The sequence below is a fragment of the Streptomyces clavifer genome (assembly GCF_036345975.1).
Taxonomy (GTDB): Bacteria; Actinomycetota; Actinomycetes; order Streptomycetales; family Streptomycetaceae; genus Streptomyces; species Streptomyces clavifer.
In genome coordinates this window covers 3,079,629-3,101,922 of record NZ_CP107793.1, presented here as the reverse complement: position 1 = coordinate 3,101,922, position 22,294 = coordinate 3,079,629, and the positions used below count along the sequence as shown (strand labels likewise).

Annotated in this window: 21 protein-coding genes and 1 tRNA gene; 12 read left to right on the top strand and 10 right to left on the bottom strand. The window is 71.5% G+C overall.

Annotated features, from left to right (window positions below; genetic code table 11):
- Positions 1–112 precede the first annotated feature (112 nt).
- On the bottom strand, positions 113–1,132 hold the full coding sequence (locus OG927_RS13295; RefSeq protein ID WP_124282119.1) for a LacI family DNA-binding transcriptional regulator: 1,020 nt from the start codon (positions 1,130–1,132) through the stop codon (positions 113–115).
- Between the two features lie 225 nt (positions 1,133–1,357).
- Between OG927_RS13295 and OG927_RS13290 the strand changes: the two genes are divergently transcribed.
- From OG927_RS13290 to OG927_RS13250, 9 genes are all read left to right on the top strand, one after another.
- Complete coding sequence (locus tag OG927_RS13290) at positions 1,358–3,091, top strand: ABC transporter substrate-binding protein (RefSeq protein ID WP_330320205.1); 1,734 nt, start codon at positions 1,358–1,360, stop codon at positions 3,089–3,091.
- 91 nt (positions 3,092–3,182) lie between these two features.
- On the top strand, positions 3,183–4,178 hold the full coding sequence (locus OG927_RS13285; RefSeq protein WP_056799001.1) for an ABC transporter permease: 996 nt from the start codon (positions 3,183–3,185) through the stop codon (positions 4,176–4,178).
- A complete protein-coding gene (locus tag OG927_RS13280; protein WP_056798998.1) occupies positions 4,175–5,092 on the top strand; it encodes an ABC transporter permease in 918 nt (305 codons plus the stop codon). The genes OG927_RS13285 and OG927_RS13280 overlap by 4 nt, the downstream gene beginning before the upstream one ends.
- A 4-nt stretch (positions 5,093–5,096) precedes the next feature.
- The gene (locus OG927_RS13275; RefSeq protein WP_056798995.1) at positions 5,097–6,041 is read left to right on the top strand and encodes an ABC transporter ATP-binding protein; all 945 of its coding nucleotides are present in this window, start codon (positions 5,097–5,099) and stop codon (positions 6,039–6,041) included.
- Positions 6,023–6,934 carry an ATP-binding cassette domain-containing protein gene (locus OG927_RS13270; protein ID WP_330320204.1) on the top strand — a complete coding sequence of 304 codons (912 nt, stop codon included), beginning with the start codon at positions 6,023–6,025 and terminating at the stop codon, positions 6,932–6,934. The genes OG927_RS13275 and OG927_RS13270 overlap by 19 nt, the downstream gene beginning before the upstream one ends.
- The gene (locus tag OG927_RS13265) at positions 6,931–9,336 is read left to right on the top strand and encodes a glycoside hydrolase family 2 protein (RefSeq protein WP_330320203.1); all 2,406 of its coding nucleotides are present in this window, start codon (positions 6,931–6,933) and stop codon (positions 9,334–9,336) included. The genes OG927_RS13270 and OG927_RS13265 overlap by 4 nt, the downstream gene beginning before the upstream one ends.
- A 247-nt stretch (positions 9,337–9,583) precedes the next feature.
- Positions 9,584–9,670, top strand: a tRNA-Leu gene (locus OG927_RS13260).
- Positions 9,671–9,815: 145 nt separating this feature from the next.
- Positions 9,816–10,703 carry a Bax inhibitor-1/YccA family protein gene (locus OG927_RS13255; RefSeq protein WP_056798989.1) on the top strand — a complete coding sequence of 296 codons (888 nt, stop codon included), beginning with the start codon at positions 9,816–9,818 and terminating at the stop codon, positions 10,701–10,703.
- Between the two features lie 249 nt (positions 10,704–10,952).
- Positions 10,953–11,270, top strand: a complete 318-nt coding sequence (locus OG927_RS13250; RefSeq protein WP_056798986.1) for a hypothetical protein — start codon at positions 10,953–10,955, stop codon at positions 11,268–11,270.
- 18 nt (positions 11,271–11,288) lie between these two features.
- Here the strand turns inward: OG927_RS13250 and OG927_RS13245 are convergent, their stop codons facing one another.
- The 3 genes from OG927_RS13245 to OG927_RS13235 form a co-directional block, all read right to left on the bottom strand.
- Positions 11,289–12,137, bottom strand: a complete 849-nt coding sequence (locus OG927_RS13245; protein WP_241191857.1) for a hypothetical protein — start codon at positions 12,135–12,137, stop codon at positions 11,289–11,291.
- 299 nt (positions 12,138–12,436) lie between these two features.
- Positions 12,437–13,657, bottom strand: coding sequence for an acetyl-CoA C-acetyltransferase (locus OG927_RS13240; RefSeq protein ID WP_056798981.1), 1,221 nt, complete (start codon positions 13,655–13,657; stop codon positions 12,437–12,439).
- A 207-nt stretch (positions 13,658–13,864) separates the two neighbouring features.
- Complete coding sequence (locus tag OG927_RS13235; RefSeq protein WP_056798978.1) at positions 13,865–14,899, bottom strand: SGNH/GDSL hydrolase family protein; 1,035 nt, start codon at positions 14,897–14,899, stop codon at positions 13,865–13,867.
- 155 nt (positions 14,900–15,054) lie between these two features.
- Here OG927_RS13235 and OG927_RS13230 point away from each other — a divergent pair, with 155 nt between their 5' ends.
- The gene (locus tag OG927_RS13230; protein ID WP_056798976.1) at positions 15,055–16,458 is read left to right on the top strand and encodes a cystathionine beta-synthase; all 1,404 of its coding nucleotides are present in this window, start codon (positions 15,055–15,057) and stop codon (positions 16,456–16,458) included.
- A 362-nt stretch (positions 16,459–16,820) separates the two neighbouring features.
- On the opposite strand, the gene OG927_RS13225 is transcribed toward OG927_RS13230, so the two are convergent.
- Positions 16,821–17,237, bottom strand: coding sequence for a hypothetical protein (locus tag OG927_RS13225; RefSeq protein WP_330320202.1), 417 nt, complete (start codon positions 17,235–17,237; stop codon positions 16,821–16,823).
- A gap of 129 nt (positions 17,238–17,366) precedes the next feature.
- Here OG927_RS13225 and OG927_RS13220 point away from each other — a divergent pair, with 129 nt between their 5' ends.
- Positions 17,367–18,167 (top strand): maleylpyruvate isomerase family mycothiol-dependent enzyme, encoded by an 801-nt coding sequence (locus OG927_RS13220; protein ID WP_056798970.1) that lies wholly within the window; start codon positions 17,367–17,369, stop codon positions 18,165–18,167.
- Between the two features lie 66 nt (positions 18,168–18,233).
- Here the strand turns inward: OG927_RS13220 and OG927_RS13215 are convergent, their stop codons facing one another.
- Positions 18,234–18,815 (bottom strand): DsbA family protein, encoded by a 582-nt coding sequence (locus OG927_RS13215; RefSeq protein ID WP_319104608.1) that lies wholly within the window; start codon positions 18,813–18,815, stop codon positions 18,234–18,236.
- Between the two features lie 179 nt (positions 18,816–18,994).
- Between OG927_RS13215 and OG927_RS13210 the strand changes: the two genes are divergently transcribed.
- A complete protein-coding gene (locus tag OG927_RS13210) occupies positions 18,995–19,843 on the top strand; it encodes a MurR/RpiR family transcriptional regulator (RefSeq protein WP_056798965.1) in 849 nt (282 codons plus the stop codon).
- A 227-nt stretch (positions 19,844–20,070) separates the two neighbouring features.
- Here OG927_RS13210 and OG927_RS13205 read toward each other — a convergent pair whose 3' ends face one another.
- From OG927_RS13205 to OG927_RS13190, 4 genes are all read right to left on the bottom strand, one after another.
- Positions 20,071–20,445, bottom strand: a complete 375-nt coding sequence (locus tag OG927_RS13205) for a hypothetical protein (protein WP_056798963.1) — start codon at positions 20,443–20,445, stop codon at positions 20,071–20,073.
- A gap of 62 nt (positions 20,446–20,507) precedes the next feature.
- Positions 20,508–20,972 carry a roadblock/LC7 domain-containing protein gene (locus OG927_RS13200; protein WP_056798960.1) on the bottom strand — a complete coding sequence of 155 codons (465 nt, stop codon included), beginning with the start codon at positions 20,970–20,972 and terminating at the stop codon, positions 20,508–20,510.
- A gap of 38 nt (positions 20,973–21,010) precedes the next feature.
- Positions 21,011–21,811: a DUF4388 domain-containing protein gene (locus OG927_RS13195; RefSeq protein WP_209470360.1), complete on the bottom strand. Its 801-nt coding sequence runs from the start codon at positions 21,809–21,811 to the stop codon at positions 21,011–21,013.
- Complete coding sequence (locus tag OG927_RS13190; RefSeq protein ID WP_056798953.1) at positions 21,808–22,257, bottom strand: hypothetical protein; 450 nt, start codon at positions 22,255–22,257, stop codon at positions 21,808–21,810. Before OG927_RS13190 ends, OG927_RS13195 begins: the two co-directional genes overlap by 4 nt.
- Positions 22,258–22,294 lie beyond the last annotated feature (37 nt).

Below are 22,294 nucleotides of genomic sequence, written 5' to 3'. Positions count from 1 at the left end.
TTTTCCTCGCAGGCGTCAGCCCCCGTGCCCGTTCCCGGGGCCCTCTTGAGTCGCACCGCCCGGGCCGCGGCCTACTCCTCGGGGATGACACCGACCCTGAGAACGTCGTTCCTCAGCGGGGCGGCGCGGTGGATCCGCGGGGGACCAGACGTGCCGCGGCGTCCTCGAATCCCGGGGCCGAGCCGTCGGCCACCATCGCCAGCAGGGTGCGGGCGGCATGGGTGCCGTACGCCGGGATGTCACGGCTCAGCGCGGTCAGCGGCGGCCGGACGACCCGGGACAGCTGGGAGTCGTCCCAGGCGACGAGCGACAGGTCGGCGGGCACGTCGAGACCCATCTCCTGTGCGACGGAGAGCCCGGCGACGGCCATGATGTCGTTGTCGTAGATGACGGCGGTCGGCCGCGCCGCCGAGCTGATCAGCCGTCGCGTCGCGTGCGCGCCCTCCTCGCCGGAGTAGTCCGTGTGCACCACCACGGGTTCGTCCAGGCCCAGCTCCGCGCTGATCTCGCGCTGGGCGCGGTCCCGCAGTCGCGTGTGGGCCAGCTCGGGCAGACCGGCGACCCGGGCCACGCGGCGGTGCCCGAGCGCGGCCAGATACGTCAGGGTGTCCCGCAGGGCGGCCGAGTCGTCCGACCACACGGGGGTGAGGGAGCCCGCCGCCGAGGGGTGGCCGATCACCACGGCCGGCATCCCCAGCTCGGCGACGCCCTCGATGCGCGGGTCCGGGGAGCGGACGTCGGCGAGGAACACCCCGTCCACCCGGCCCTCGCCCCACCACCGGCGGTACATCTCCAGCTCCTGGGCCGGGTCGGTGACGACCTGGAGGAGCAGGGCGCAGCCCCGCGCGGACAGCTCGCTCTCGATGCCGCTGATCAGCTCCATGAAGAACGGCTCCACCCCGAGCATTCTGGCCGGCCGGGACAGCGCGAGGCCCACGGTGTCCGCCCGGGCGCGGGTCAGGGCGCGGGCCGCGCTGTTGGGCCGCCAGCCGATCTCCTCGGCGATGGCCTTGATGGAGGCACGGGTCGCGGGCGAGACCCCGGGGCGGTCGTTCAGTGCGTACGACACCGCGACCTTGGACACTCCGGCCCGGCGCGCGATGTCGGCGATCGTGGGGCGGTGCTTGGACATGCGACCTCGCTTAACCGGTTCGTGTTCTGAACGCATCCTAGCCGCAGGCCCCTGACCTCTGTCTTCCCCCGAGCGGTCCAGACCTCTTCGCGAGTCCCCGCAGAAACTGGGATGGGAGCGCTCCCGCACCCTTGACACCGCTTCGGGCCCCCCATACCTTCACGGGCACTTACCCGGTTCAGTAACTCCGCTCGGCAGGGACGGCGCGGGGAAGAAGGAGGGGCTATGGGTACGCGTACCCGGCTGCGGGTCACCACCGCACTCGCCGTGTTCACACTCGCCGCGACCGGATGCACGGGAGGCGGCTCGGGGGCGGGCGGCACCGGCGGCCCGGCCGGCAAGGGCGGCTCGCTGCCGCGGAACGAGACGCTCTACACGACCGGCACCCAGTGGGGGCCGCCGGCCAACTACAACCCGCTGCGCAACTGGGACCACGCGACCGGCACCAAGGGCCTGGTCTACGAGACGCTGTTCCACTTCGACCCCGCCGAGGGCGAGCTGAAGCCCTGGCTCGCGGAGTCCGGCAGCTGGACCGACGACAAGACGTACGAGGTGAAGCTGCGCCCGGGCATCACCTGGGCCGACGGCAAGCCGCTGACCGCGAAGGACGTCGCGTACTCCTACGGCCTCGGCAAGATCGAGGCGTCGGCCTTCCACTCGCTGTGGAGCTGGCTGTCCGACGCGAAGGCGGTGGACGACACCACGGTCCGCTTCACCTTCGAGGAGGCCCGCTACCAGGAGTGGGACTCCACCCTCTACGGCCAGCCGATCGTCCCCGAACACGTCTGGGGGTCGCGCACCGACGAGGACGTCCTCAACGGCGTCAACGACAAGCCGGTCGGCACCGGGGCGTACAAGCTCAGGAGCAAGACCCAGGACCGGGTCGTCTGGGAGCGGCGCGACGACTGGTGGGGCACGAAGGCGCTGAGCATGACGCCCGCCCCCCGCTACATCGTCGACGTCTCCAACCCGAGCAACGAGGTGGTCATCGGGCAGCTGGGCCAGGGCCAGCTGGACCTCAGCAACAACTTCCTGCCCGGCGCCTCCTCGCTGATCAAGAGCAAGAAGGTCGTGTCGTACTACGACAAGGCCCCGTACATGCTCTCGGCCAACACCGCCTGGCTGGTGCCCAACACCACCAAGAAGCCGATGGACGACGCCGCCTTCCGCAGGGCGCTCGCCTCGTCCGTCGACACTGGGAAGATCGTGAAGGGCGTGTACGGCGAGCTGGTCAAGCCCGCCTCCCCGACCGGTCTGCTGCCGCAGTGGGAACAGTTCGACGACAAGGCGCTGATCGCCGAGAAGGGCTTCACGCATGACGCCGCCGCGGCGAAGAAGGAGCTCGCGGACGCCGGCTACGAGGACAGGAACGGCGACGGCTTCGTCGAGAACAAGGACGGGTCACCGCTCAGCCTGAAGCTGGCCGTGCCCTCCGGCTGGACCGACTGGATGGAGGCGGCCAAGGTCATCGCCGCCGGCGCCAAGGACGCGGGCATCAAGGTCAGCACCGAGTTCCCCGACCAGAACGCCCTCACCGAACAGCGCGGCAAGGGCGACTTCGACCTCGTGATCAACAACGAGCGCCAGCTGTCCAACACCCCCTGGACGTACTACGAGTACATGTTCCAGATGCCGGTCCAGAAGCAGCAGAACACCGTGAACTTCGGGCGGTACGAGAACGAGGAGGCCTGGAAGCTGGTCCAGGAGCTCGCCGGGGTCAGGACCGACGACACCGCGGGCATGAAGGCCGCCGTCTCCAAGATCCAGGACATCCAGCTCACCGAGATGCCCATCATCCCGCTCTGGTACAACGGCCTCTGGTCGCAGTCCACCTCCGGTACCTGGAAGAACTGGCCGTCGGACGCCCCCGGTGCCCCCAAGAGCGCACCGGCCCTGTGGCGCAACTGGCTGGAGATGGGCGGCTTCGAGACGCTCACCCAGCTGAAGCCCGCCAAGTGACACGGCAGTTCTGACCCGCTGACCGCCCTGCCGTGCGCGTGTCCACCTGACCGGGGCGCGCACGGCGGGGCTCTCCACCAGGGGAGCACCCTTGCGCCGTTACTTCGCCCGAAAACTCCTTGTCTACGCACTGACCTTCGTCGTCGCCGTCACCGTCAACTGGATGATCCCGCGCTTCATGCCCGGCGACCCGGTGGCGGCCATGGTGGCCCGGGCCCGGGTCTCGCAGCCCGAGGCCGCCGAGGCGATGCGCACGTACTACAACAACCTGTTCGGCTTCGACGAGCCCCTGTTGCAGCAGTACCTGCATTTCTGGGGAGCCCTGCTCCAGGGGGACTTCGGCATCTCCATCTGGGTCTTCCCGACGCCGGTCGGCGACGTCCTGCTGGACGCGCTCCCGTACACCCTCGGCCTGATGGTCCCGTCGGTGCTGCTCAGCTGGTTCGCCGGCAACTGGATCGGTGCGCTCTCCGCACGCCGCAAGGTCCTCGACAACACGGTGCTGCCGGTCGGCTACCTGCTGACCGCGATGCCGTACATGTGGATCGCCGTCATCCTCGCCTGGGCGTTCGGCGCCCAGGCCGGCTGGTTCCCCCTGTCGGGCGGCTACAGCCTGGACATCCAGCCGGGATGGAACGCCGGCTTCGTCCTGGACGCACTGCACCACTGGGTGCTGCCCTTCCTCTCGCTCTTCCTCGTCGCACTCGGCGGGTGGGCCATCGGCATGCGCAACATGATCATCTACGAGCTGGAGTCCGACTACTCCTCGTACCTCTCGGCCCTCGGCGCACCGCAGCGGCTCATCCGCCGCTACGCCTTCCGCAACGCGGTCCTGCCCCAGGTCACCGGTCTCGCCCTCCAACTGGGCGTGCTGGTCGCCGGAGCGCTCGTCACCGAGATCGTCTTCGCCTACCCGGGGCTCGGCTCACTGATCCTCGCGGCGATCCAGAACCAGGACTTCTTCCTGCTCCAGGGCGCTTTCCTGTTCATCGTCATCGGCGTGCTGATCGCCAACTTCCTCATCGACATCGTGTACGTCGTCGTCGACCCCCGCACCCGTACGGGCATGGCAGGAGGCACGTCATGAGCACACTGCCCGACCCGGCACCCGAGACCGCCGCCGCACCGGCCGCCCCCTCCGCCCCGGCGGCGAAGCCCGGCAGCGAGTGGCTGCACTACGCGGTGCGCAACCCCAAGCTGCTGATCGGCTTCTCCCTCGTCGTCGTCCTGTTCGCGACCGGCCTCGCCGGTCCGCTGCTGCTCGACAACGGCAACCCCAACGAATACGTCGGCCCGCAGGCGTCCGCCCCCGACGGCACGTACTGGATGGGCACCACGACCTTCGGCCAGGACGTGTACGCGCAGTTCGTGCACGGGCTGCGCGCCACCTTCCTGGTCGGTGTCGTCGGCGGTGCGATCGCCGCCGTCATCGCCATGCTCGTCGGCTTCCTCGCCGGCTACCGGGGCGGGATCACCGACGAGATCCTGAACATGCTGACCAACGTCGTGCTGGTCATCCCCGCCCTCGCCGTCCTGCTGATCATCAACGCCTACATGGGGGTGCGCAGCGTCGCCGTGCAGGGGCTCTTCATCGGGCTCACCTCGTGGCCCTGGGCGGCCCGGGCGATCCGGGCGCAGACCTTCTCGCTGCGCACCCGGGAGTTCGTGGACCTCGCCCGGCTCAGCGGGAGCGGCACCTGGCGGATCGTCTTCCGCGAGATCGCGCCCAACATGAGCTCGTACCTCTTCATGATGTTCATCCTGCTGTTCGGCGGGTCCATCCTCATCGCCTCCTCACTGGACTTCATCGGGCTCGGCCCGACGGAGGGCGTCTCGCTCGGCCTGATGCTGCAGAGCGCCCAGCAGTGGAGCGCGCTCCAACTCGGCATGTGGTGGTGGTTCATCCCGCCGGGTGCCGGGATCACCGCGATCGTCGGCGCGCTGTACGTCGCCAACGTCGGCCTCGACGAGGTCTTCAACCCGAAGCTGAGGGAGTCGTGAGCACATGACCCTGACCGTCGACGACCTGCGGGTCCACTACCGCACGCTGCGGGGCGAGGTCCGTGCCCTGGACGGCGTCGGCTTCGACCTGGCGGACGGCGAGATCCTGGGCCTGGCGGGCGAGTCCGGCTGCGGCAAGACCACCCTGGGCAAGGCGCTGATCCGGCTGGACGGCCGGATGCGGCACGCGGGCGGCACCGTCACCCTGGACGGCGACGAACTGCCGCTGTCCGACGACCGGGCGATGAACGCCTACCGCTTCCACAAGATCTCGCTCGTCCCCCAGTACTCGATGAGCGCCCTCAACCCGACCCGCCGCATCGGCCGCATGATCCGCGAGCTCCTCGCCTCGCGCGGCGTCACCGTGGACACGGACGAACTGCACCGCCGGCTGGCCCTCGTCGGCCTGGAGCCCGGCGTCCTGGACCGCTACCCGATCGAGCTGTCCGGAGGCATGAAGCAGCGCGCCGTCATGGTGATCTCCACGCTCCTGGACCCCTCCGTCCTCATCGCCGACGAGGTCACCTCGGCCCTGGACGTCTCCAACCAGCAGGCGGTCGTCGGCGCCCTCACGGGACTCCGCGACAAGGGCCTGGTCACCAGCATGATCTTCGTGACCCACGACCTCGGGCTGACCTCGCACATCGCCGACTCGATCATGGTGATGTACGCGGGCAAGCTCGCAGAGAAGGCCCCCACGAAGGTGCTGACGACCGAGCCCCGCCACCCGTACACCAGGATGCTGATCGGCTCGCTGCCCCAGGTCGGCGCCCGGTACAAGGACAAGCCGCTCAGCGGTATCGAGGGCTCCCCGCCCTCCCTGCTGGACCCCCCGCCCGGCTGCCGCTTCCGCGACCGCTGCCCCCTCGCCGACGCCCGGTGCGCCGAGGAACCGCCCGTCGTCGAGATAGCCCCCCGCCACTCCGTCGCATGCTGGAAGGCGGCCTGATGCTGACCCTCGACCGTGTCACCAAGACCTTCCGGGCCGGCGCCTTCGGCGGCGGGTCCGTCACCGCCGTCGACCGGGTGTCCTTCGAAGCGGCACCCGGCGAGCTCGTCTCGCTCATCGGCGAGAGCGGCAGCGGCAAGTCCACCATCGGCCGCATGGTCCTCGGTCTCACCGAGGTCAGCGGCGGCAGCCTCACCCTGGACGGCGAGCGGGTCAGGCCGGGCAAGGACTTCTACCGCCGCGTCCAGGGCGTCTTCCAGGACCCCTTCAGCTGCTACAACCCGGTCTTCAGGGCCGACCGCGTCTTCGCCCTCGTCCGCCGCGCCTACCACCCCGGCGTCGGCGACAAGGAGTGGGCCGACCGCGTCGAGAGGGCCGTACGGGACGTGCGCCTGGACCCCGGGCAGGTGCTGGGCCGCTACCCGCACCAGCTCAGCGGCGGGCAGCTCCAGCGGCTGCTCATCGCCCGCGCGCTCCTGCTCGACCTGCGCTTCCTGGTCGCCGACGAGATCACCAGCATGCTCGACGCCTCCACCCGCATCGACGTGCTCAACCTCCTCGCCGGCCTCAAGGAGCGCGGCCTGGGCGTCCTCTACATCACCCACGACCTCTCGCTCGGCACCTACCTCGCCGAGAAGACCGTGGTGCTGCGCAGCGGCCGTGTCGTCGAACGCGGTGACACGGCGAAGGTCTTCGGCAACCCCCTGCACCCCTACACCCGCACGCTGCTGGCAGCCGTTCCCCGCCTCAACGAGCCGTGGACGTCCGCCGAACCCGTGGAGGCCTGCGCCTACCACGAGGGGGGCGCGCGGGACACCGGCCTGTACGAGACCGAGCCGGGCCACTTCGTGGCCTGCGCCGGGCTCCCCGACTGCGGAAGGACCCTCGCGTGACCCTCCACCGCCTGCCCCTGCACGACGGCTGGACCCTCACCGCCGGGGGCCCCGTGCCCGTGGGGCTCCCCACCGGGGGCGTCCCCGCGACGGTCCCCGGGTGCGTGCACACCGACCTGCTGGCCGCCGGCCTGATCGACGACCCCTATCTCGACGACAACGAGACCCGGCTCGGCTGGATCGGCCGCACCGACTGGACGTACCGCACCGTCTTCGACTGGACCGCGGACGCGCACACGTCCACCGACCTGTGCTTCGACGGCCTCGACACCGTCGCCACCGTCCTGCTCAACGGCACCGAGGTGGGCGGCACCGCCAACCAGCACCGCGGTTACCGCTTCCCCGTCCGTACGCTGCTGCGCGAGGGCGCGAACACCCTCGACGTCCGCTTCACCGCCCCGTACACGTACGCCGAGGCCCTGCGCGACAAGCTGGGCGACCGGCCCGGCGCGTACACCGAGCCGTACGCCTTCATCCGCAAGATGGCCTGCAACTTCGGCTGGGACTGGGGGCCGACCCTGGTCACCTCCGGTATCTGGCGCCCGGTCGCCCTGGAGTCCTGGACGGGCCCGCGCATCGCCGAGGTGAAGGTGCTGGCCGACCTGGACGGCGACGGGGTGCCGCGCCTCGCGCTCACCCTCGACGTCGACCGGGCCGGGGACGGGCCCCTGGAGGCGACGGTGGAGGTGGCCGGCGAGCAGGCCGTGCTCGCCGTCGCCCCCTCAGAGCACCGTGCGTCCGTCACCCTGTCCGTCCCCGGGGCCGGACGCTGGTGGCCGCACAGCCACGGCGAGCAGCCGCTGTACGACGTCACCGTCCGCCTCGGCGACCAGGCATGGACCGGCAGGACCGGTTTCCGGGGCGTCGCCCTGGAGCGCGAGGCGTTCCGCCTCTCCGTCAACGACGAGCCCCTCTTCGTACGCGGGGTGAACTGGATACCGGACGACTGCTTCCCGGCCCGTGTCACCCGGCAGCGGATCTCCGACCGCTTCGACCAGGCGGTCGCGGCGGGCGTCAACCTGATCCGCGTCTGGGGCGGCGGCCTCTACGAGAGCGACGACTTCTACGAGCTGGCCGACGAGAAGGGCCTGCTGGTCTGGCAGGACTTCCCGTTCGCCTGTGCCGCCTACCCGGAGGAGCAGCCGCTGTACGACGAGGTCGCCGCCGAGGTCCGCGAGAACCTCGTCCGGCTCGCCCCGCACCCCTCCCTGGTCCTGTGGTGCGGCAACAACGAGAACCTGGAGGGCCACGCCGACTGGGGCTGGCAGGACGAGCTCCGGGGCCGCAGCTGGGGCCACGGTTACTACCACGGGCTGCTGCCCGCCCTGTGCGCCGAGACGGACCCCACCCGCCCCTACTGGCCGGGCTCGCCCTACTCCGGCTCCCCGGAGCTGCCGCCGAACGACCCCGCGCGCGGCACGGTCCACCTCTGGGAGGTGTGGAACCGGGCCGACTACACGCACTACGCCGACACCGCCCACCGCTTCGTCGCCGAGTTCGGCTTCCAGGGCCCGCCCGCGTACGCCACGCTGCGACGGGCCGTCAGCGGCCCGCTCGGTCTGGGCGCCCCGCTCATCGCCCACCACCAGAAGGCGGAGGACGGCGAAGCCAAGCTGCTGCGCGGACTGGGTGACCACCTCCCGCAGCCGGCGTCCTTCGACGACTGGCACTGGCTCACCCAGCTGAACCAGGCCCGCGCCGTCGCCTTCGGCATCCGCCACTTCCGCTCGCACACGCCGTACTGCATGGGCGCGATCGTGTGGCAGCTCAACGACTGCTGGCCCGTCGTGTCCTGGGCGGCCGTGGACGGCGACGGCCGCCGCAAACCCCTCTGGTACGCGCTGCGGAAGGTGTACGCGGACCGGCTGATGGCCGTACGGGACGGCGCACTGCACCTGGTCAACGACTCCGCCGACCCCTGGGAGGGGACCCTGCGGCTGACCCGGCGCGGCCTGGACGGGGCGCTGCTGGCCGAGGAGGAGACCGTGGTGTCCACGGCCGCACGGGGCGTCGGCCGCGTACCCCTGCCGCCGTCCGTCGCCCGGCCGGGGGACGGCGCCCGCGAGGTGCTGGTGGCGGAGCTGGGGGAGCTGCGGGCGGTCGAGTTCTACGAGGAGGACACCCGCCTCGCGCTGCCCCCCGCGCGGTACGACGCCGTGGTCACGCAGGGTGACGCGGCCGGAGTCGGCTACCGGGTCACGGTGACCGCGCGGACCCTGCTGAGGGACCTCGCACTGTTCCCCGACCGGCTGGATCCGGCGGCGGAGGTCGACGACATGCTCGTCACGCTGCTGCCCGGCGAGAGCGCCGTGTTCCATGTCACGGGAGCGGTGCTGAGGGACCCGCAGGCGCTGGGGAGCCGGCCCGTCCTGAGGTGCGTCAACGACACCGCCGGACCCTGAGGTGGCGCGACCCTGGCGAAGGCTGGCGTGGGCATGGCGAAAGGGCCGTGCATATGCGGCGAGTTTCCGTCATTCCCGTTTGCCGGGTTCGTGCCCATAGGGATGTCCGGGCATGTGCTGATGCGGTGCGTGGTGTCTGACGGACCCTCAAACGGTCAATAAAATAAGACAACATCGAGAAGGTGTTCCGCTGATCGGGCGATGCCCCCCGATAAGGTCTTGTGCCAACGCGGAGCCGCGCGCCCACGCCCGGGTGGTGGAATGCAGACACGGCGAGCTTAAACCTCGCTGCCTCCTCGGGGGCGTGCCGGTTCGAGTCCGGCTCCGGGCACCACCACAGCGTCGGTGGGATCCGGGCGGCTGCACAGTACTTCAGCAGTCAACTTCTCTTAAAGATCCTCCTCTGGCACTAGCGTGTTTGTTTTGCCTACCCATTACTCTTGTGGGAAGGCCACGCTGGGTGGCCATGGAGGAGTGAAATGAGGAGCAGCAACCCGGTCTTCTCGCGACGGGGGTTCAGCCGCGACAACGGCTACGCGGGCTTCAACGCGGCGCCGCAGGCCGGGGCCCCCGCAGCGGGTGCCAACCCGTACGCACAGGGCACCGCCGCCAACCCGTACGCCACGAACCCCTACGCCCAGCAGGACACTCAGTACGGCGCCCCGCAGGCGCCGGCGCGCTCCGGCGCGATGACGATCGACGACGTCGTCACGCGCACGGCGATGACGCTGGGCACCGTGGTGCTCACCGCCGCGCTCTCCTGGGCCCTGCTGCCCGTCGACGAGGCCAACCTCGGCACGTCGTACGGCATCGCCATCGGCGCCGCCCTGGTGGCGTTCGTCTTCGCGATGATCCAGTCGTTCAAGCGCAAGCCGTCGCCTGCGATCATCCTCGCGTACGCGGCCTTCGAGGGTGTCTTCCTCGGAGTGATCTCCAGCGCGGTCAGCACCTACATCAGCCCCGGCACGGTGATGCAGGCGGTGATGGGCACCATGTGCGTCTTCGCCGGTGTCCTCATCGCGTACAAGATGCGCTGGATCCGCGTCACACGCCGCTTCTACGGCTTCGTGATGGCCGCGGCCATGGGCTTCGTGCTCCTGATGATGGTCAACCTGCTGTTCTCCGTGTTCGGAGGCGGTGACGGCCTGGGCTTCCGCAGCGGCGGCCTCGGCATCCTCTTCGGTGTCATCGGGATCATCCTCGGTGCGTGCTTCCTCGCCCTGGACTTCAAGCAGGTCGAGGACGGCGTCAACTACGGCGCACCGCGCGAGGAGTCCTGGCTGGCGGCCTTCGGCCTCACCCTGACCCTGGTGTGGATCTACCTGGAGATGCTGCGTCTTCTCTCCATCCTCAACGGGGACGACTGACCCGTAGGGACTGACTGACGGAACCGCCCGCAGGCGCACGTGCCTGCGGGCGGTTCCGTTTTCGCGCGGGGCGGGCCGGGGTACTCGCAGGAGCCCCTGTGCGCCCCGTCGCGGGTCGTACGCGTGCATGACCGCCCCGGCGTGGCCGTGGGCGCCCCCGGCGCGGTGCGTGCCCCTGGGCCTTCCCGGCACCGTTCCCCGCCGGAGGGCCGTTGGCAGCGGCCCCGCGGGGGCGCGTAGGGTCGCGGCGTGCTCGATACGACCCCCCTCATCACAGCCGTGGACCGATTCGCCGACCACCTGCGGAGCGCCCCGCAGAGCCGGCTGCAGCGCGGCGCCGCCGCCGAGGCCCTGGCCACGGCCAGGGAGCTGGCGGCGCGGGCGCAGCGCGCCGAGGACCCGGCCCGGGAGCCGCACCTGATGCCGGACGCGGGGATATTCGCCGTGGGCGACCAGCTCGCCGTCGCGGGGCGGGACCTGGCGGTGGCACTGGAAACGGCCTCGTCCCGGGAGCTGGACGAGGCCGTGCGCTGTGTCGAGGAGGCGGCGGCACGGGCCTTCCCGTGAGCCGCCGCGGGCCGGACCTCAGAACGAGGCGATGACGCGGTCGGCGAGGATGTAGACGTTCTCCGTGCCGCACGAGAAGGTCAGCGCGTAGGCGCCGGAGACGCCGGAACCTCCCAGCAGCACCGGCTGCTCACCCGCCCGCAGGGATGCGGCGAGCCGCTCGGCGGTCTCGCGGTGGCCCGGGGTCATGCAGAGCGTGGTCCCGTCGGCGAAGACGTACACGTCGAGCGTGCCGAGCGGGCCGGGGCGGACGTCCGTGAGCTGCGTCCCGGTGTCGGCGAGCCGCTCCAGGCGGTCCACGGTACGCTCATGGTCGGTGACAACCGGTGTCTGCACGGGGACGAAGTCCGGGTGCGAGGGGTGGCGGCGACGGGCCGCGGCCAGCTCCGGGGAGTCGTCGGCGAACTCCGCGAATTCGGTGACCTCGGCGGCCTCGGGCAGGTCGGTCAGCTCCACCAGCTCGTCCAACGCCTCGGTGGCTTCGAGGTCCATCGCCTCGAGGCCGGCGAAGTCGGTCTGGCGGGGCATGAAGAACGGGACGTCGTCACCGAGTCCGGCGAGCCCGCCCAGCAGGGACGGGGCGTCGGCGGCGTCACGGGCCTCCTGGGCGGCCCAGAAGGCGCGGGCCTCGGCGAGCTCGCGCTCGCGCTCCTCGGTCAGCGCCTCGGCGACCGCCGCGCGTATCTCCTCGGCCGAGGTGGCGGTGCTCCGGTTCTGCTGTTCGGGCACGGACGCGACGAGGCTCCGCCCCTCCGCAAGCTCCGTACGCAGGGCCGTGACCTGCTTGCGCAGCCCGTGAGCGGCGTGCAGAGCGGCGGCGCCGACGGCCGTGGCAGCGGCGGTGGTCAGCAACAGGGCAAATGACATGGCGCTCACTGACATACTCCCGGTTTCAATCGACACCCCCGACTTCCTACATCAGCTTGTCCTGTACTGGTGCCTGCTGTCAGTGCATTACGTCACGAATTGGACAGGTCTTTGGGCCTGATGTTTAGTCCTGCATCGGGCGTGACCTGCGGAAACGACTCTCCCCCAGGATGCAGGTCACATCCTGGGGGAGATTCGGTCACGTTCGGGGCTCGGCCGGGTTCGGAGGGGCCTCCGCGAGGGAGGGCGGACCGCCCCCGCGGATGCTCGGGAGCCCCGGGGCGAGGGGGCGGCAGGTGCTAGCTGAGGCGCTCGATGACCATGGCCATGCCCTGGCCGCCGCCCACGCACATGGTCTCCAGGCCGAACTGCTTGTCGTGGAACTGAAGGCTGTTGATCAGCGTGCCGGTGATCCGGGCGCCGGTCATGCCGAAGGGGTGGCCGACGGCGATGGCGCCACCGTTGACGTTGACCTTGTCGAGCGGCAGCCCGAGGTCCCGGTAGGACGGGATGACCTGGGCGGCGAACGCCTCGTTGATCTCGGCCAGATCGATGTCGCCGACGGTCAGCCCGGCGCGCTTGAGCGCCTGCTTGCTGGCCTCGACCGGTCCGTACCCCATGATCTCGGGGGACAGGCCGGAGACGCCGGTCGAGACGATCCGGGCCAGCGGGGTCAGGCCCAGCTCGCGCGCCTTGGTGTCGGACATGATCACGAGGGCTGCGGCGCCGTCGTTGAGCGGGCAGCAGTTGGCGGCGGTGACGAGCCCGTCGGGGCGGAACACCGGCTTCAGGCCCTCCACGCCCTCCAGGGTGACGCCCGCGCGCGGGCCGTCGTCCTTGGAGACCACGGTGCCGTCCGGGGTCGTCACGGGCGTGATCTCGCGCTCCCAGAAGCCGTTCTTGAGCGCTTCCTCGGCGAGGTTCTGCGACCGCACGCCGAACTCGTCCATGTCCCGGCGGGTGACGCCCTTGGTCCGGGCCAGGTTCTCGGCGGTCTGCCCCATCGAGATGTAGGCGTCGGGGACGAGGCCCTCCTCGCGGGGGTCGGTCCAGCTCGCGCCCGACTCCTCGGCGCGGGCCGCGGTGCGGGCCTCGGCCTCGGCGAAGAGCGGGTTGTGCGTGTCCGGCAGGCTGTCGGAGTTCCCCTTGACGAAGCGGGACACCATCTCGACACCGGCGGAGATGAAGACGTCGCCCTCGCCGGCCTTGATGGCGTGCAGTGCCATGCGGCTGGTCTGCAGCGAGGACGAGCAGTAGCGCGTGACCGTACAGCCGGGGAGGTGGTCCATCCCCATCTGCACGGCGATGACGCGGCCCAGGTTGTTGCCCTGCTCCCCGCCGGGAAGGCCGCAGCCGAGCATCAGGTCGTCGATGTCCCTCGGGTCCAGCTCGGGGACCTTGTCCAGCGCGGTCCGGATGATGGTCGCGGTCAGGTCGTCCGCGCGCAGGTCCTTGAGGGACCCCTTGAAGGCCCGGCCGATCGGCGAACGGGCAGCAGAGACGATCACGGCTTCGGGCATCACGCGGCTCCATGAGGGCTGGAAGGCAGGAAGGCTGGGCTGACTTGGAAGTTACCCGGACGTACAGCTGAGGTCACCCGACAGGTGATGTGATGCGGACCTCTTTTCTAAGCAACCGCTCAGTCGCCCTGTTTGTTCCCGTGCGGGCGGACAGGGCTCAGGGGGCGGGACCCCGCTCGTGGCGGCGCCTGTCCGTCGGGACCCCGCTCAGGCGGGCCGCCACGTCGCCCCGGAGCCGGGCCCGGATCCGGGGGAGGGCGGGGGCACGTCCTCGTGCCGCGTCGGCTCGGTGTGTGCCGGAAGCCGCCGCCGCCGCCGGTGCTTGAGCAGGGCCCAGGGCGCCCGCGCCCCCGTGACCTCGGTGCCCGCCTCCCGCGCCGCCCGCGACGCGGCCTTCGCGACCGGCAGGATGTCCTCCCGCCGCGACCCGTCCAGGTGGTCGGACTCCGGCCACAGGCCCAGCACCGCGCACAGGGTCGGCAGCATCGCCATCGCGGCGGTCGCATAGCCCTCCGCCGACGGGTGGTAGTTGTCGGGACCGAACAGCTCGCGCGGATTCGCCTCGAACTCCGGCCCCAGCAGATCGCCGAGCGACACCGTCCGGCCGCCCTGTTCCACCGCGCCGATCGTCTGTGCCGCCGCCAGCTGCCGGCTCACCCGCCGGGCCAGCCACCGCAGCGGCTGGTAGACCGGCTCGATCGTGCCCAGGTCCGGGCACGTCCCCACCACGACCTCGGCACCCGCCGTACGCAGCCTGCGTACCGCCGTGCTCAGACAGCGCACCGACTGCGTCGCCGGCATCCGGTGCGTCACGTCGTTCGCCCCGATCATGATCACGCAGACGTCCGGCGGTCCCCACGGATCGGCCAGCACCTGCGAGGCCTGCCGCTCCAGGTCGTCCGAACGCGCCCCCGGCAACGCCACGTTCCGCAGATCGACCGGCCGCTCGGCCACCGCCGCCAGCCCGGACGCCAGCAGGGCCCCCGGTGTCTGTCCGGCCCGGCGCACCCCTTGGCCGGCCGCGGTCGAGTCGCCCAGCATCACGAAGCGCAACGGATCGGCAGGACCGGCGAAGGCCACCCCGTACCGCCCGTCCGCACTCGGCGGAACCGGTGCCGTCCCCCCGCCCACCCGCCGCTTCGCCAGCTGTACCTCGGCCAGCACCAGACCCACCGTCGCCGCACCGATCAGCCCGACGCTCCCGCCGCCGTAGGCCGCGCCCGCTGCGATCCGCCGTGCCACCCTCGCCCTCGACACAGTCCGGTCCACCTCCTCCTCGCCGTACAGCCGTCCACAGCACTACCTGCCCCGCGGGGGGCGTCGCCCAATCGCTTCGTCCAATCTCGTGCTCGTACGCATACTCTTGCCTGACCATCTCGGAGACCCCGGAGTACACGGTGCAATTCCACGATTCGATGATCAGTCTTGTCGGCAACACCCCGCTGGTGAGGCTGCGCAATGTGTCGGCAGGCATTCAGGCGACGGTCCTGGCCAAGGTCGAGTACTTCAACCCCGGCGGGTCGGTGAAGGACCGCATCGCGCTGCGCATGATCGAGGCGGCCGAACAGAGCGGCGAGCTTCAGCCCGGCGGCACGATCGTCGAGCCGACCAGTGGCAACACGGGCGTCGGCCTGGCCATCGTCGCCCAGCAGAAGGGCTACAAGTGCATCTTCGTCTGCCCGGACAAGGTGTCCACGGACAAGATCAACGTGCTGCGCGCGTACGGGGCGGAGGTCGTGGTCTGCCCGACGGCCGTCGACCCCGAGCACCCGGACTCGTACTACAACGTCTCCGACCGCCTGGTCCGTGAGACGCCGGGGGCCTGGAAGCCCGACCAGTACTCCAACCCGAACAACCCGCGCTCGCACTACGAGACCACCGGTCCCGAGCTCTGGGAGCAGACGGACGGGCGGATCACCCACTTCGTCGCGGGCGTCGGCACCGGCGGCACGATCACCGGTACGGGCCGCTACCTCAAGGAGATCAGCGGGGACCGGGTCCAGGTCATCGGCGCCGACCCCGAGGGTTCCGTGTACTCGGGCGGTTCCGGCCGTCCGTACCTCGTCGAGGGGGTCGGCGAGGACTTCTGGCCGAGCGCCTACGACCGCACGGTCACTGACGAGATCGTGGCGGTCTCGGACAAGGACTCCTTCCAGATGACCCGCCGCCTCGCCAAGGAGGAGGGCCTGCTCGTCGGCGGCTCCTGCGGCATGGCGGTCGTCGCGGCGCTGGAGGTGGCCGCGCGCCTCGGCCCCGACGACGTCGTGGTCGTCCTGCTGCCGGACAGCGGCCGCGGCTACATGAGCAAGATCTTCAACGACGAGTGGATGGCGGACTACGGCTTCCTGGAGGACACCGGTACCTCCGCGCAGGTCGGTGCCGTCCTCGACTTCAAGGAGGGCCCGCTCCCCTCGCTCGTCCACATGCACCCGGAGGAGACGGTCGGCGAGGCCATCGACGTGCTCCGCGAGTACGGCGTCTCCCAGATGCCGATCGTGAAGCCGGGCGCCGGCCACCCGGACGTGATGGCCGCCGAGGTCATCGGCTCCGTCGTCGAGCGTCAGCTGCTGGACGCGCTGTTCACCCAGCGGGCCTCGCTCTCCGACGCGCTGGAGAAGCACATGTCGGCGCCGCTGCCGCAGGTCGGCTCCGGCGAACCCGTCGAGGACCTGATGGCCGCGCTCAGTGGTGCGGACGGTGCCGATGCGGCGATCGTCCTCGTCGAGGGCAAGCCGAAGGGCGTGGTGAGCAGGCAGGACCTGCTGGCCTTCCTCGCGAAGGACGCGGCCCCCAGGGCGTAGGGAAGCGTTTCCCGGGGCGTGGGGAAGTGTTTCCCGGGCGTCGCGGAAATGGTACGAGCGCGACATGTGGACGCAGCACCGGCTTAACACGGCTCGGGCAGAGTATGTGGTGTCGGCAGGGAAACCCGCCGGCACCACATACGGCGACACGGACTACGGAGCGGCTCCCGGACCTCCACCGTCGCCCGGACGCGATACCCGGCCCTGACCCGGGGACCGCGTCCCTCGCGGGGACCGCCGTCGTCCCGCCCTCCGGGCAACCGGGGGTGCGGCGGTCCCCGCGACTATCCATGTGCGGGGAGCGTCGACAGCCTCCCCGGCCCTTCCCCCGCCGTTCCGGCCCCGGCTTTTGCCGGGCGCTCTCAGTCGTCCCAGTCGGACGCGCTCCGCTTCCTCCGGGGCCACGGCCACGCACGCGCGGCGTGCACGGCGTTCACCCCGAAGATCCCGAGCCAGGCCACGACGAGACCGTCGATCCCCGCGTTCGCGACCCCGATCGCGGACAGCGGGACGGCGAGCACCAGGGAGACGATCCCGAAGCCGAAGCGCTCCCCGAAGGTCCCGGTCGCCTGCGCAGGGGGTGTGCCGCCCCGGGCGACCACCATCTGCTGCTCGGCGAAGTGCCGGCGCACCCGCCGGTCGAGCGTGCCGTCGAGCCGCTGCTCGACCTTCTCCAGGAACGAGTCGATGAGCGCGGACTCGTACTCCGGGCCGAGCTCGCCGCGGGCTTGCAGGGTGGCATCGAGCTCTCGCTCGAGCTCCGGGTCACGGGCTTCCATGCGCCTCACGGTACGCATCCGCGGCGCCCGGGTCAGTGGGGCCAACCCCCCTGTTCCGGCCCTCCGCCCATCCGCGCGGGCGGCGTCACCCGGGCGTAGCGTGGGCCGGGGGAGACGGGAGTCCGCGCCATGGCCACGACCTTCTACGCCCGCACCATCCCCAGGACCTCCGAGGCGCGGGCCCGTGAGGTCAACGAGGCGGAGCTCCGCGCCGTGCTGACCATGTGCCGTGAGCTGTCCGACGAGGACTGGCGGCGCCCCACGGCGTGTGCCGGCTGGACGGTCCGGGACACGCTCGCCCACACCGTCGGCCAGTACGAGGAACTGCCCCGCCCCTGGGTCGTGCTCCGGCGCATCCGGCAGGCCCGGCGGAACCATCCGCACCTCGGGCCGCTCGACGGCCACAACGAGAGCCAGATCGAGGACCGGAGCGCCGTCCCGGGACCGGAACTCATCGGGGCGCTCGCCCACTACGCCCCCCAGGGGCTGCGCACCCTGCGCCGCGTGCCCGCCGCCGTCCGCCGCAAGGTCCGCCTCAGCCTGCTCTACCCGGAGGGGAAGGCGCTGCCGGACGACTCGATGGACTACCTGAACCGTGTCCTCGTGACCCGGGACACCTGGATGCACCGGGTGGACATCAGCGACGCGACGGGGGCCGGGCTGGTCCTCGACGAGCACGACCGGGAGATCGTGGACCAGGTGGTGCTGGACCTGTCCCTCGCCTGGACCGCCCCCGCCGTGGAGATCGACCTCGACGGCCCGGCGGGCGGGAACCACCTCCTGGGCATCGGCGCCCCCGCGGCCACGTTCCGTGCCGATGCGATCGTCTTCGCCCGGCACGTGTCGGGGCGCCCACCGCGGGGCCCGCTGCACATGGAGGGGGAGCCCGGGGCCCGGGAGGCGCTCACCGCGGCCCGGGTGACATTCTGAACGGCCGTCGGACCGGCCCCTCCGGGCGCCCCCGGACCACTACGTTCCGTGGGGTGCGAGGACGACTCAGAGGGGGCTCGCCTCGGCGAGGAACGCCTCCGGCGACACCGCGTAGCCCTGAGCGCTGATGACCGGGACCGGGGTGCGGTCGATCAGCACGGTCGGGGTGGACCGGACTCCGCTGTTCCGGAAGGCGGCCGACACCTCCGCGGCCCAGGGCAGGTAGGCGCCGTCGGTGACCTTCTGCCGGAAGGCGTCGGTGTGCAGCGCCTCGACCTGGTGGGCCAGCCGCAGCAGGGTGTCGCGGTCGGCGAAGGCGTCCTCGTCCTCAGCGGGCTGGTCCGCGTACAGGGCCCGCAGGTAGTGCATGAACGGCTTCTGGCCCTCGTCCGCGGCGGCTCCCAGCGCGGCCAGCGCCTCCAGGGAACCGGTGCCGCCCGCCGAGTCGTCCAGGAACGTCGCGAAGTGGTGGTCCACCGCGAACCGGCCCTCGTCCGCGGCCCGTTCCATGACGGCCCCCAGACCGTTCTCCATGCGCTTGCAGAAGGGGCAGCGCAGATCGGCGTAGACGCTCAGTACGTGTGCGGCGTCGGCGGCCCCGTAGCGGACGACGGTGCCGCCGGGGCCGGTCGTGTTGGCTGGGATCATGGCTCCAGGATCGGCAGGCGAGAGCGGTCCCGCAATGCGAGCAGGGGTGCACCGCCGGGTGGGCGTCGACGGCGGTGGGCGTCCGGGGAGTGGGCCTGTATATGGACATACAGGCCGCTTGCTGGCTGAATGGATTCGGCGGCGCGGGTGTGCGCCGGCGCATATCTGGAGGGGACAGCATGAGTGGGAGCAGCCCGGCTGCACGGTTGCAGCGGCTCTTCGAGGGGCAGCGGCTGACACCCACCCAGCGGCGGATCGCACACTCCATGGTGCGGCGGGCCGCGGACGCCCCGTTCCTGTCGAGTGTGGAGCTGGCCGAGCTGGCCGGAGTCAGCCAGCCGTCCGTCACCCGGTTCGCGGTGGCGCTCGGGTTCGACGGCTATCCGGCACTCCGCAGGCACCTCAGGGAGGTCGCACCGGGGGACGCGGCGGGCGGGGGCGGTGCCGAGGAGAGCTTCAACGAGTACCAGCAGGCCGTGCGGGCCGAGATCGAGAATCTGCGGCACCTGGCCGAACTGCTCGCCGACCCCGAGCCGGTGGAGCGGGCGGGGCGCCTGCTGGCAGGGTCGAAGCCGCTGCTCGTGCTCGGGCTGCGGGCCGCGTCCTCGCAGGCCCGGGGGTTCGGGTACTTCGCCGCCAAGGTGCATCCGGACGTACGGGTGCTCGACGAGGGCGGCAGCATGCTGCACGACCGGATCGACGCCGCCGCGCGGGCGGGAGCGAGCGCGCTGATGTGCTTCGCGCTGCCCCGGCACCCGAGGGAGGTCGTGGACGCCCTCGCGTACGCCCGGGGGAAGGGGCTGACCGTGGTGACCGTCGCCGACTCGGCGTTCGCCCCGGTGGCCGGGCACAGCGATCTGCTGATCCCGGCCGCCGTGGGCACCGGCCTCGCCTTCGACACCGCGTGCGCGCCGATGCTGCTGGGGCGGGTGCTGCTCGAGGCGATGTGTGACGGCCTGCCCGAGGCGCAGGCCCGGTTGGAGGAGTTCGACGCCCGTGCGGCGGCCCGGGGACTGTTCGTCGAGTAGGCGGGCCGCCTCCGCGGATCGCGGACATCGCTCGTCCGTGCCCGCCGGCCTCCGCACCCGGACGGTGCACGGAGCGTGGTCGTTCCGGCGAGGGCGGCCGGTGGGGCGTTCGTGCGCACGGGGCGGTGCGCGAAGACGGCCGAGGGGGCCGCGCGGGCGGGGGAGCCGGGCACCGGTGGGACGCCGCGCCCGGTGGGGCGCGGCGCCGCGTGGGTGAGGACGGAGGGTCAGACCTCCAGATCGACCTCGATCTGCTTCAGCTGGTGGCGGGCCATGGCCAGGTTGGAGCGGCCGGAGTCCAGCACGAGGTAGAGGAACAGGCCGTTGTTGCCGCGTGCCTTCAGCAGCCGGATCAGGTGGTACTGACCGCTGAGCGTGATGAGGATGTCCTCGATCTCTTCCTTGATCCCCAGGTGCTCCATGGTGCGGAGCTTGGCGCGCACGACGTCGGTGTTGCCCGCCGCCGCGACCTCCAGGTTGAAGTCCTTGCCGCCGCCGAGGGTGCCCAGGGCCATGCCGCTGGTGTAGTCGACGAGTGCGACACCGAGGGTCCCCTCGATCGACGTCATCGCGTTCTTCAGTGACGTTTCGGTGTTGGCCATGAGTGCTCGTTTCCTTTCCCTGGCCGGCCGGGTGGCCGGTCCGTTTCTGGTTGGTGCCTTCGTCATGCGTGGTCCGGTGTGCCGCGGCGGGGGAGATCACGGGACTGAGGGGGGCGCGGGGGCGGTGCCGGGCGGTCGGCCCGGTCCAGTGCGGCGTCGACCACCTCGCCGATCCGGGCACCGGCCCGGCGGCCCTCCAGGTGGAGACGGCCGACGTTGATCCGGTCCTCGGCCAGCAGGGTGAGGACCGCGGAGGAGCCCGCCGCGTACGTGGCGACGTAGCCGTCCGCACCGCGGATCAGGAGCTCGCGGAAGCCGCCGCGACCGGTGGCGTCGGTCATCCGGATCGACACGCCGAGCGCGGCGGCGGTCAGTGCGGCGACGCCCTCGGCCTGGATGCCCGGGGTGTCCTGGGCCACGACCAGGCCGTCGGTGCTGGCGGCCAGTGCGCCGGTCAGGAGCGGAACCCGGGCCCGTAAGCGCTGGAGCTCGTCGAGGACATCCTTCACTTCGGCCTCGGGCACCATCAGCTGTCTCCTCCCGGCACGCTGTCTGAGCGCGCGTATCACAGGGCCTCCAATGCGTCTCTGAGCCGGCGCAGCAGGGCGAGGTCGGGGTCGGCCGTGACCTCGGGCAGCTCGATCCGGACGGGCCCTGAGGCGGATCCGGCCGAAGCCGGGCGGACCGGCTCGACGAGTCCGGCGGCCGCGAGCCGGCGCAGGTCGACCAGGGTGTGGAAGGCCGAACGGCCCAGCTCCTGGGCGATGTCCGTAGCGGTGCGTACGCCGTTCACGAGGTCCAGGACACGGCGCTGACGCGGGGGGACCGGGGCGTCGACGGGGTGTGCCGTCGGGGCGATCGGAGCGCTGTCGGTGAGCGCGTCGGGCCAGATCCGGTCCAGCAGCTCCCGGCGCCGGAGCGTCTCGCGCTGCACGGAGTCCACGGGTACGGGGCGGACGGGGCCGATCCAGTGCGACACCCCGTAGCGGAAGCGGGCCGGGGTGTGGGTGGGGGCCAGGGCGAAGAACGCCGCGTCGTACAGCGCCCCCAGGTGGCACAGCTCCAGCGCGCCGCCCGGCACACGGCCGCTGTCCACGAGGTAGCGGGCCACCCGCTGTCCGGCGCCCGCCTGGGCGACCGCGTCCCACCAGCCCTCGCTGCGCAGCGCGCCGCTCGTGGTGAGGAGGACGTCGATGCCCGGGGTGGCGGGGCTCTCGGCGTGGACGACCTGGCCGTCGGCGAGGTAGAGGGTGCCGCGGTCGCGCATCAACGCGCCGGTGGCGCGCTCCGCCGCGAGCCGCTGCAGCATGGGGGAGAGCACGGCCTGTTCGGGTATGACGGTCCGGGTGGTGGCGGTCGGTCTCATGCCAGGACCAGCCGCTCCGCGATCTCGCCGAGCCGTATGCGGGCGAGGGCGAGGTTGCCTTCCGAGCGGTCCAGCCAGAGATGGAGGAAGACGCTGCTGTCGAAGGCCGTTTCGACGAAACGCAGGATGTGGTAGCCGGCTGCGGCGGTGACGATGACGTCCTCCACCGCGGGGCCGGGGGGAGCCGTCGGGCTCCGGTCCGGCCGGGCCGGCCCGCGTAACGCGGAGTGCGCCGGGTCCGCGGTGTGGGCCGCCCGTGCGAAGACCGGCTGTTCGGCCGCCATCCTCGCCACCTCGGCCGTCTCGGCGGCCGTCGCCTCGTGGTCCCCGTTGGGCGATTCGCCGATCGTGCCGAGGGCCAGGCCGCTCGTCCAGTCGACCACCGCGGCGCCCCGGGCGCCGGGCAGCCTCATGACGTCGAGCAGGCATTCGTCGATTCCGGGCACCGCGGACTCCCTCCCGACGTGGTGTACGGCTGTAGTG